The organism is Azospirillum endophyticum (assembly GCF_016595245.1).
GTDB lineage: Bacteria > Pseudomonadota > Alphaproteobacteria > Azospirillales > Azospirillaceae > Azospirillum > Azospirillum endophyticum.
The window spans coordinates 23,485-29,818 of sequence record NZ_JAENHM010000009.1 but is presented as its reverse complement, the minus strand read 5'-3'; the positions used below and the strand labels follow the sequence as shown (position 1 = coordinate 29,818).

Here is a 6,334-nt window from a genome sequence, read left to right as displayed (position 1 = left end):
TTTTCCTCACCCCGAGGCAACCTGCCGCACGTCCACAGAGATATGTTGATACGTTAGCCCCCGGGGAGAGGGTTAGGGTGAGGGGGACGCGCGGCGGGAGCCTTGGGAACGATACGCAACGTCTCCCCCTCACCCCGACCCTCTCCCCGGGGGGGAGAGGGGGAAATCGCTTCTCCAACCGCCGGCAGATAAACCGTGAAGGCGCTGCCCACCCCGACTTCGCTTTCGATGGTCAGGCGGCCGCGGTGGCGGTTCAGGATGTGCTTGACGATGGCCAGCCCCAGCCCGGTGCCGCCCATGGCGCGGGAGCGCGCGGCATCGACGCGGTAGAAGCGTTCGGTCAGGCGGGGCAGGTGGGTGCGGGCGATGCCGTCGCCGCGGTCGCGCACCGAAACCGACACCATGGCGGTGCCGCCACGCCCGCCACGCCCGCCATGCTTGTCCTTCGGCGCCCCACCGGATGCCGCCGGCAGGCCGGTGAAGCCAACCGCCGCCCCATCGGCCAGCGCCACGGTGACGGTCACGTCGGTGTCCTCGCGCGTGTATTTGATCGCGTTGCTGACGAGGTTCTGGAAGACCTGGGTCAGCTGGTCCTCGTCACCGACGACGGGCGGCAGATCCTCCGGCGCCTCCAGCCGCAGGCGGATGCGGCGTTCCGCCGCCTTCAGCTGCAACGCGGCGATGACGTTCTCCAGCTCCTCCGCCACATCGACGCGGCCGCTGGGCGGCATATGCTCGTCCAGCTCGATTCGGGAGAGCGACAGCAGGTCGTTGACCAGACGGGTCATGCGGCTGGCCTGGTCGTGCATGATCGCCAGGAAGCGGTCCTGCGCCTCCGGATCGTCGCGGGCGGGGCCGCGCAGCGTCTCGATGAAGCCGAGCAGCGAGGACAGCGGCGTGCGCAGTTCATGGCTGGCGTTGGCGATGAAGTCGGCGCGCATCTGTTCCGACCGGCGGGCGGCGGTGACGTCGTGCAGGGTCAGGATCGCCATGCGGGCGACGGTGGGCGGGCGCGGCGCCGGGTCCTCCTCGATCTCGCCGTCCAGCAGCGAGGGATCGGGTTCCTGCACCAGCCGCTGGAAGGGCTTCACCTGCGCTTCGAAGCTGCGCTCCACCGGGACCGGCAGGGTGAACTCGATGATGCGGGACGCACCGCCGCGCAGCACCGAATCCACCGCCTCCAGCACCGCAGGCGTGCGCAGGGACGAGGCGAGGTCGCGGCCCACCATCTTGTCGCCGAACAGCTCCCTTGCGGTCTGGTTGGCGCGCACCACCTGCCGGTCGGCATCCATCAGCAGCAGCGGAGCGGGCAGGGCGTCGATCACCGCCTCGTCGGCGTCGAGCTGCATCCGCACGCTTTCGGCCCGGCGCAGGCCGACCCGGTGCAGCCGACCGATGGTGGCGGCCAGCGCCTTCAAGGCAGGCGGCGTGCCGGCCGGGGCCAGCGGCTCGTCGGTCTCGGCCAACCGGGCGGCGTAATCGGTCATCGCGTCGCCATCGCGGCGATAGGTGCGCAGAACCAGGACCGCGCCGGCCAGCGCCGCCGCCGCCGCGATCAGCGCCAGCCCGCCATGCAGCGCCCCGGCATAGACCATCCAGGCCAGTACGCCGGCAGGAGGCGCCAGCATCAGCAGGATGGCGATCAGCATCGGGGTGGGCGGCGACGCCTTCGGGCGCATGGGGTCGGCACCAGACTTGGGGGTGGCAGGGCAGGCGGTGTGGCGATCAGCCCTTCTACACCATCGCCGCGACCCCTGCGCGACGGTCATAAAAGATTCATGGCTGGAACTGTGCGGCGATCCGTTGACTCTATTATATTGGATATCTATTCTACCTTCATGGAAGACACTGCAAACGACATCGACAGCCGGCTTGCCGTCAGGCTGCGCAGCCTGCGGGCGGACCGCGGCCTGACCCTGGACGGCTTGGCCGAGCGGGCGGGGGTCAGCCGCTCGATGATCTCGTTGGTGGAGCGGGGGCAGAGCAGCCCGACGGCCTCCGTGCTCGAGCGGCTCGCCGCCGGGCTGGGCGTAACGCTGGCAACCCTGTTCGCGGAAGCCGAGCGGGAAGATGCCGACCCGGTGGCCCGCCGCGCCGACCAGATCGCCTGGACCGACCCCGCCACCGGTTACCGCCGCCGCAACCTGTCGCCACCGGGCTTCCCGTCGCCCATCGAGCTGGTGGAGGTGGAATTGCCGCCGGGCACTCGCGTCTCCTATGACAGCAGCCATCGCGCGGCCGTGGTCGACCAGCAGATCCATCTGCTGGACGGCACCATCGAGCTGACGGTGGGGGAGGTGACGCACCGCCTGTCCACCGGCGACTGCCTCGCCATGCGGCTCGACCGGCCGACAAGCTTCCACAACCCGACCGACCGCACCGCCCGCTACATCGTGGCGCTGACCACCGGCGGGCAGCCTGCCTTAAACGCCGCTAAACGCTGACGGAGCCTGCCATGGACAGTGCCTGCCCGGACTCCCGCCGACATGCCGGAGACGGTGGAGCAGCCGTGACGGTCCGCGTGCTGTCGGGTACGCAAGCCCACGCCGCCGTGCCGGGACTAACCGACGTGCTGCTGGACTGCGTGGCGGGCGGTGCGTCGGTCAGCTTCATGGCACCGCTCGACCGCGCCACCGCCGAGGGCTTCTGGCGGAGCGTGGTGGCCGGGGTGGAGCGGGGCGAGCGCATCCTGCTGGTAGCAGAGGACCGCGAGGGCGTGCTGGGCACCGTCCAGCTGGTGGTCGGCCAGCCGCCGAACCAGCCGCACCGCGCCGACCTGTCCAAGATGCTGGTCCACCGCCGCGGCCGCCGCCGCGGCATCGGCGCCGCCCTGATGCAGGCGGCCGAGGAAGCCGCCCGCGCCGCCGGCAAGACCCTGCTGGTGCTGGACACCGCCTCGCCCGACGCCGAACGCCTCTACACGCGCGCCGGCTGGGTGAAGGTCGGCGTCATCCCGAATTTCGCCCTGTGGCCGGAAGGCGGGTTCTGCGACACGGCTTTCTTCTATAAGGCGCTGGGATGAGGAACAGCTTGGATCCTGTCAGGGCATGAGGAATTCTTCGACAGCCGAAGCATTGACCGGAGCGAACGGGTTCAGGAAACGGACCCCTTCCAGCTCCCGGCCGTCCTGCAAATCCTCGCTGAACAGAACACGGCTGCCGGCGCGCTTTGCCACCGACCAGATCATGCCGTCCCAGAACTGAATGCCATGGTCACGGTGCACACGCATGGCATCGATGACATCGGCGAAGATAGCCTCACGCACGGGGAAAACCCCGCTCCACGCATCGACGTACAGCGAGGCTTGTTCTGGAGGTGCGCGGTACTTCCTGACCGTGACCGATCAGAGTCTGAAGCGGCATCATCCCACGCCCGCCGGCACCCAGCCGATCCAGAAGATCAATCGCTATATGATGCTTTGCTGGATCGCCGGCACTGTCGACGGCGTAGAGAAGAATGTTGGTGTCAATGCCGGCCAACATCATCGGGCCAATATCATCGGGCCAATATCATCGGGAATGCACCTCGTCACGGTCGACACCGCCCTGGAAATCGAGCGGCAGCCCTTCACGAAGCAATTCCATCATCCGTTGATGAGCGCGGCTGCGATCTGCGGTCATGGATGCGTCGACCGGCGCCAGAATGGCGATCGGCTTGCCATCCTTGGTGATGGTGATGCGTGCACCATCTTCGACTTCGCGCAGCATTTTCGGGAAGTCCCGGTTCGCCTCCGCCGCGCTGACAAGACCGTCCGGCATGGGCAGCCCTCGTTCACGTGATGTCCTGTACGGATTATAGGACGCCCAGCCCGGAAAGGCCATGTTCCCCCCTCCGCCGGAACGGAAGGGGGAACCTCTTACCTTACCACGGCATCGAATCATGCGCCGCCAGCGCCGCGGCGGTGACGATGTCGTTGACCGTGGCGCCCATGGTGACGATCTGCGCCGGCTTGTCCAAGCCGATCAGCAGCGGGCCGATCATCTGGCCGCCGGCCATCTTGTTCAGCAGCTTGGCCGAGATGTTGGCCGAATGCAGGCCGGGCATGATCAGCACGTTGGCCGGACCGGACAGCCGCGAGAACGGGTAGACCCGCTTCATCAGCTGGTAGTCCAGCGCCACGTCGGCCGACATCTCGCCGTCATACTCGAAATCGACCCGGCGGCTGTCGAGGATCGACAGGGCCTCGCGCAGCGGATCGGTGTTCGGATGCGGCGTCTGGCCGAAGTTGGAGAAGGACAGCATCGCGATCCGCGGCTCGTGCCCCATCTGCCGGGCCTTGGCCGCGGCGCCGATGGCGATGTCGGCCAGCGTCTTGCCGTCGGGACGGACATGGACGGTGGTGTCGGCGATGAAGACGGTACGGCTGCGGGTGATGAACAGGTGCAGGCCGAACACCGGCTCGCTGGCCTTGGGGTCGATGACGCGGCGGATTTCCTCATAGGCGACGCCGAAGCTGCGGGTCAGGCCGGTCACCATGGCGTTGGCGTCGCCCTGCGCCACCATGCAGGCGGCGAAGACGTTGCGGTCCTGGTTGACCATCCGCTGGCAGTCGCGCAGCAGCGCGCCCTTGCGCTGCAGGCGGCGGTAGAGGTGGTCGGCATAGCGGCGGTTGGCGTCCGACAGGCGGGCGTTGTGGATCTCGAACTGGACATGGGCCTGGCCCATCGCCGCCAGCTGCTCCTTGATGACCTCCTCGCGGCCGATCAACACCGGCGTGCCGTAGCCGTGGGCGCGGAAGGCCATGGCGGCGCGGATCGTCCGCTCCTCCTCGCCCTCGGCGAAGACGACGCGGCGCGGATTGGTCCGCACCTTCTCCAGGATCAGCTCCAGGCTGTCGGCCGTCGGATCCAGGCGGGTGCGCAAGGCATGCTTGTAGCTGGTCAGGTCGAGGATCGGCTTGCGCGCCACCCCGCTTTCCATGGCGGCCTGGGCCACGGCCGCCGGGACGGTGACGATCAGGCGCGGGTCGAAGGGCACCGGGATGATGTAGTCCGGGCCATAGCGCAGCCGGCGCCCGGAATAGGCGGCATCGACCTCGTCCGGCACATCCTCGCGCGCCAGCGCCGCCAGCGCCTTTGCCGCGGCGATCTTCATCGCCTCGTTGATGGTGGTGGCACGGACGTCCAACGCGCCGCGGAACAGGTAGGGGAAGCCCAGGACGTTGTTGACCTGATTGGGATAGTCCGACCGCCCGGTCGCCACGATGGCGTCGGCGCGCACCGCCTTGACCTCTTCCGGGGTGATCTCCGGGTCGGGGTTGGCCAGCGCGAAGATGATCGGCTTGGCCGCCATCGACTTGACCATCTCCGGCGTCATCGCCCCTTTGGCCGACAGGCCGACGAACACGTCGGACCCGGCCACCGCCTCTTCCAGCGTGCGCTTGTCGGTGTCGACGGCGAAGGACGACTTCCATTGGTTCATACCGTTGGTGCGGCCGCGATAGACCACGCCCTTGGTGTCGCACAGGATGATGTTTTCACGTGAAACACCCATCGTGCAGAACAGCTCGGCGCAGGCGATGCCCGCGGCACCCGCGCCGTTCACCACCATCTTCACGTCCTCGATCTTGCGGCCGGTGATGTCGCAGGCGTTGATCAGGCCGGCGGCGGCGATGATCGCGGTGCCGTGCTGGTCGTCGTGGAAGACCGGGATGTCCAGCAGCTCGCGCAGACGCTCTTCGATGATGAAGCAGTCGGGCGCCTTGATGTCTTCCAGGTTGATGCCGCCGAAGCTGGGGCCGAGGAAGCGCACGCAGTTGACGAACTCGTCGACGTTCCTGGTGTCGACCTCGAGGTCGATGCCGTCGACATCGGCGAAGCGCTTGAACAGCACAGCCTTGCCTTCCATCACCGGCTTGCCGGCGAGCGCGCCCAGGTCGCCCAGACCCAGCACCGCCGTGCCGTTGGAGATGATGGCGACGATGTTGCCCTTGGCCGTGTATTCATAGGCGAGCGACGGATCCTCGGCGATGCGCAGGCAGGGCGCGGCGACGCCGGGGGAATAGGCCAGCGCCAGATCGCGCTGGGTGGTCAGCGGCTTGGTCGGGGTGATTTCCAGCTTGCCGGGCCGGCCGCTGGAATGCAGCAGCAGGGCCTCTTCGTCGGTGACGCGCTTGGTGTCGGACATGGATGTCGTGTTCCTCAACGGAGTGCTGCCCGTCGGTCTTCATTGGGCATATTTGCGTGCGCTGCCGACGGTGGGGCCGCGATCGTATACGCCGCCTATGCAACTCGCCAAGTCTCCATCACCCACTTTTTGTACGAATCATGCATTTTTCTAACGATCGGCGACACATCCGGTTGGCAAAGCGTCCTATCTGATCCGCTCGCCGTGC

General features: G+C 67.6%; 6 protein-coding genes. 2 read left to right on the top strand and 4 right to left on the bottom strand.

Annotated features, from left to right (window positions below):
* Positions 1 to 53: 53 nt before the first annotated feature.
* A complete protein-coding gene (locus JHL17_RS03645; RefSeq protein ID WP_200190691.1) occupies positions 54 to 1,679 on the bottom strand; it encodes an ATP-binding protein in 1,626 nt (541 codons plus the stop codon).
* 159 nt (positions 1,680 to 1,838) lie between these two features.
* Between JHL17_RS03645 and JHL17_RS03640 the strand changes: the two genes are divergently transcribed.
* Together JHL17_RS03640 and JHL17_RS03635 are read left to right on the top strand one after the other, a co-directional pair.
* On the top strand, positions 1,839 to 2,444 hold the full coding sequence (locus JHL17_RS03640) for a helix-turn-helix domain-containing protein (protein ID WP_200190690.1): 606 nt from the start codon (positions 1,839 to 1,841) through the stop codon (positions 2,442 to 2,444).
* Positions 2,445 to 2,455: 11 nt separating this feature from the next.
* The gene (locus JHL17_RS03635; protein WP_200190689.1) at positions 2,456 to 3,022 is read left to right on the top strand and encodes a GNAT family N-acetyltransferase; all 567 of its coding nucleotides are present in this window, start codon (positions 2,456 to 2,458) and stop codon (positions 3,020 to 3,022) included.
* An 18-nt stretch (positions 3,023 to 3,040) separates the two neighbouring features.
* On the opposite strand, the gene JHL17_RS03630 is transcribed toward JHL17_RS03635, so the two are convergent.
* The 3 genes from JHL17_RS03630 to JHL17_RS03620 form a co-directional block, all read right to left on the bottom strand.
* Positions 3,041 to 3,265, bottom strand: coding sequence for a PIN domain-containing protein (locus tag JHL17_RS03630; protein WP_200190688.1), 225 nt, complete (start codon positions 3,263 to 3,265; stop codon positions 3,041 to 3,043).
* A gap of 244 nt (positions 3,266 to 3,509) precedes the next feature.
* Positions 3,510 to 3,758: a type II toxin-antitoxin system Phd/YefM family antitoxin gene (locus tag JHL17_RS03625; protein ID WP_200190687.1), complete on the bottom strand. Its 249-nt coding sequence runs from the start codon at positions 3,756 to 3,758 to the stop codon at positions 3,510 to 3,512.
* A gap of 103 nt (positions 3,759 to 3,861) precedes the next feature.
* Positions 3,862 to 6,126, bottom strand: coding sequence for an NADP-dependent malic enzyme (locus tag JHL17_RS03620; RefSeq protein ID WP_200190686.1), 2,265 nt, complete (start codon positions 6,124 to 6,126; stop codon positions 3,862 to 3,864).
* Positions 6,127 to 6,334 lie beyond the last annotated feature (208 nt).

Bases quoted from the DNA above. Each gene is read 5' to 3' on its own strand.
- JHL17_RS03645 (WP_200190691.1), bottom strand. From the start codon at position 1,679: ATGCGCCCGAAGGCGTCGCCGCCCACCCCGATGCTGATCGCCATCCTG.
- JHL17_RS03640 (WP_200190690.1), top strand. From the start codon at position 1,839: ATGGAAGACACTGCAAACGACATCGACAGCCGGCTTGCCGTCAGGCTG.
- JHL17_RS03635 (WP_200190689.1), top strand. From the start codon at position 2,456: ATGGACAGTGCCTGCCCGGACTCCCGCCGACATGCCGGAGACGGTGGA.
- JHL17_RS03625 (WP_200190687.1), bottom strand. From the start codon at position 3,758: ATGCCGGACGGTCTTGTCAGCGCGGCGGAGGCGAACCGGGACTTCCCG.
- JHL17_RS03620 (WP_200190686.1), bottom strand. From the start codon at position 6,126: ATGTCCGACACCAAGCGCGTCACCGACGAAGAGGCCCTGCTGCTGCAT.